The 2,918-nt window shown below is 52.1% G+C and carries 4 protein-coding genes; all 4 read left to right on the top strand.

Annotated elements, in window-relative coordinates; genetic code table 11:
* The first annotated feature begins 127 nt into the window (after positions 1–127).
* Complete coding sequence (locus IBX50_RS19285; protein WP_292258021.1) at positions 128–1,456, top strand: DUF1542 domain-containing protein; 1,329 nt, start codon at positions 128–130, stop codon at positions 1,454–1,456.
* Positions 1,453–1,950, top strand: a complete 498-nt coding sequence (locus IBX50_RS19280) for a flagellar export chaperone FliS (protein WP_292258020.1) — start codon at positions 1,453–1,455, stop codon at positions 1,948–1,950. Before IBX50_RS19285 ends, IBX50_RS19280 begins: the two co-directional genes overlap by 4 nt.
* Before the next feature lie 113 nt (positions 1,951–2,063).
* Positions 2,064–2,564 (top strand): flagellar export chaperone FliS, encoded by a 501-nt coding sequence (fliS, locus tag IBX50_RS19275; protein ID WP_292258019.1) that lies wholly within the window; start codon positions 2,064–2,066, stop codon positions 2,562–2,564.
* On the top strand, positions 2,561–2,918 hold a 358-nt coding region (locus IBX50_RS19270), incomplete at its 3' end, for a hypothetical protein (RefSeq protein WP_292258018.1). The genes fliS and IBX50_RS19270, both read left to right, overlap by 4 nt.

The following is a 2,918-nucleotide window of genomic DNA, read 5'->3' as shown; positions in this document are numbered from 1 at the left end:
CTGTCCCAAGCCAACCAGGCTAGCCAGGTGATTCTCGGCTTGTTATAAGGATTCAGTGCGCAAATCAAACCCAGAGTGTTTTCTTGCGCCGGTAAGAAATCTCTGGGTTTTTTATGGAGTGACACTAATGGCGATTGAAATCTATTCACACCTGGCCTCCTTGCAGCGCCAACAACCCATTGCACCTGCAGCACGAACGCAGGATGTTGCCGCAACACAGCTGCGCGTGGAAGCAGAACAAACCACTCCGGCAACACCCCAGCTGGCCAGAGCGGAGCACCTGTGGCTGGCCGAGGGGCTGGGGCAAGTGCAGGTTACACGTGAGGCTTTACAGCAGATAGAAGAAGCCTTGCAGCAAGCTAAGCAGCTGATACAGCAAGAATCCCATACCACGGATGAACAAAAGGCGGCGAGCCAGGCACAACTGGATAAAGTGGCCTTGTTTATTGCAGACACCATTCAACAGGCACAGCTGAATGGTGAGCCCTTGTTAAATGGTGCGGCACTCGGCAAGGTAGTGCCTGAGTCCCTGGTGGCTGAATCTGCCGGTGGGTCGTCAGCGGGTTACCTAAAGCTGGGGTTACCCGGTGGGCTGGCAGCAGCAGTGCAGCTGGATGATCAGCAGGCAGGTGATCAGCAGGCGGTTAATCAACCAGCAAGTGGCCCAAGTATTGCCGAGTTTCGTTTAAACAATCAGGCCGATATTGTTACTGGCGAAATCAAGGAATGGCCAGATTCACCCTATTTTTCCTCCAGCGCTTATCAAGCCGTGCAAGCTTTTCGAACCACGCTGGCAGAAATGCTTCAGGCACCTTTAGCGGCAGAGCCTGATCAAGTCACTATTGGATCTGAACTTGGGGCAGTGGCGCGTGAGCTGGTGGCTGAACAAGCTACAGAACAAAACCTGGGGCAATGGCGGCAGGCCGCAGTGGATTTTCAGGGGCACAGTCTGCGGGTAGAAGGGCAGGTCGAGCTAAACAGCCAGCAACAAGTGCAGTTTGATGAAAATGCTGCCATGGTCATTGAGGTGAATGGCACACAACTAACGATGGAAGGACCCTTTATCCGCTTTTTGGGGCCAGTCGATGAAGAGACCTTCAACCTGCCAAAAGATGAGCAGGGAAAACCCTATGTGGCTGTGCAACCACAGCTGTTGCAGGCACTCAGCCACCCACAAGCGGATCCACGCCAGTGGATGCAGCTTAAAGATGCCGGTCTGGCCAGCAGCCTTGCTGAGGCGTTGAGTGGTTTGCAGCAACTGACCCCGCAGCTGGATACACAGGTTAATGCACTGGTCAGGCCAGTTGATGGTAAACCACTGGAGAATCATCAGCAGGCACTGGCTGTCTTGCAGCAGACACAAAGCCTGATGGAGCAGCAGCAACAGGCGGCAGTGGCCGCTCAGGGGCAGCTGTCGACGGAAGCCTTGTTGACCCTGGTGGAGCCAGGCAAATGAAAATGAAGTTCCCTGAGCGGCGCACAACCTACCTGATGCAGCGTAAGGCTCAGGCTTGGGCCGAACAGGTGAATTTTAATCACCATTTGCGCAGTGTGATTGATTCAGCCGATCCACATGAGCTGATCAATCTGCTGTACCAAGGCTTAACCCACCACCTGGAGGCCTTAAAAGAGGCCTTGACGCGTTTTGAACCGGCACGCAAGATGCTGCACACAACCAAGGCGCTGTTTTGTGTGAACGAGCTGCGCTTGTCGCTGCGTTATGAGCTCTACCCGCAGCTGGTGAAGAATTTGAACCTGCTGTATGAATACCTAACGCGCCAGATCGCCTGGATGTTATTGCAACCAATGAGCCCTGATTTCTGCCGAGAAGCCCTGCGTCGTCTGGATGAAATGGACGCGTTGCTGCAACCCTTGGTAGACTCCTGGTTACGCTTGACCGAGGGCGCCAAGGCACAGGGTCTTGGTCAGCAACCTGGCGCTGGAGCCTAAATGCAATCCGAGTCGAATTCTAACGGTGATTAAAGTAGCCTAGGGTGATTAAAGTAGCCTAGGGTAAAAAACCTTCGACCTGTACCAACCGCTGAAGAAGAGTAAAGTAAAAGATGATTAAAAGACGCCAGACTCCTTATCAAATGCAAAAGTCGGCTGAAGCCTGGGCCTCACAGGTCAATAATAACCGGCATCTGCAAACCGAGGTTCAGGAGGCGGATGCCCACAAGCTGACTTTGATGCTTTACACGGCCATTATTTCTCATCTAAATGATGCATTAAGCGCGATAGACCGCAAAGATGAGCCATCCAAGAATAAGTGGTTACAAAAAGCCCACGCAGGTGTTAACGAGCTACGCGCCACCCTGCGCCATGATATAGATCCAGATTTTGCCACCAACCTGGATAATCTTTACGAATACTCTGGCCGTTTAATCAGCAGAGCTAAAGCCAGCAATAAAGCAGACCCGGTGATTGAGGTGATTAACCTGCTCACCCCAATTAAAGAAGCCTGGGAAAGTGTTGCAGATGAAGCCCGTAAATTCCGCGAAGATCTGCTGAAATTCCAGCGCGAGCAGGCATCTAAAGCCCAGCAGGAACCACCAAAACCATGAGTGCTGAACCGATTGACAACCTCAACCCAGTGCAAGCATTGGAGCAAGCCATCAAGGCCACGCGTTTGCTGTTGGATGAGATCGGCAAAATGACCGAGGCAGAAGCTGATAACGCGGAAAAAACCGAAAAACTGGCTAAAATCCGCGATCAGCTAGTGCATCAGGTATTCAGTCAGAGCTGGTCAGAAGCGGATGTCCAAAAACATTTAACACAACTGCAAACACTGGAAACACTGGATGCAGAACTACAGACCAAGTCACAACAAATCCGCACCAGCCTTCATCAAATGCGTGCTGATAACCAGCACAACCGCAAGGCAGTTAACGCCTACGGCCAAGCCAAAGGCCAGTTTT

It is taken from the genome of Marinospirillum sp. (assembly GCF_014859565.1).
This window is presented reverse-complemented; position numbering and strand designations above follow the sequence as displayed.

Coding starts and splice junctions, on each gene's coding strand:
- IBX50_RS19285 (WP_292258021.1), top strand. CDS start 128: ATGGCGATTGAAATCTATTCACACCTGGCCTCCTTGCAGCGCCAACAA.
- IBX50_RS19280 (WP_292258020.1), top strand. CDS start 1,453: ATGAAAATGAAGTTCCCTGAGCGGCGCACAACCTACCTGATGCAGCGT.
- fliS (WP_292258019.1), top strand. CDS start 2,064: ATGATTAAAAGACGCCAGACTCCTTATCAAATGCAAAAGTCGGCTGAA.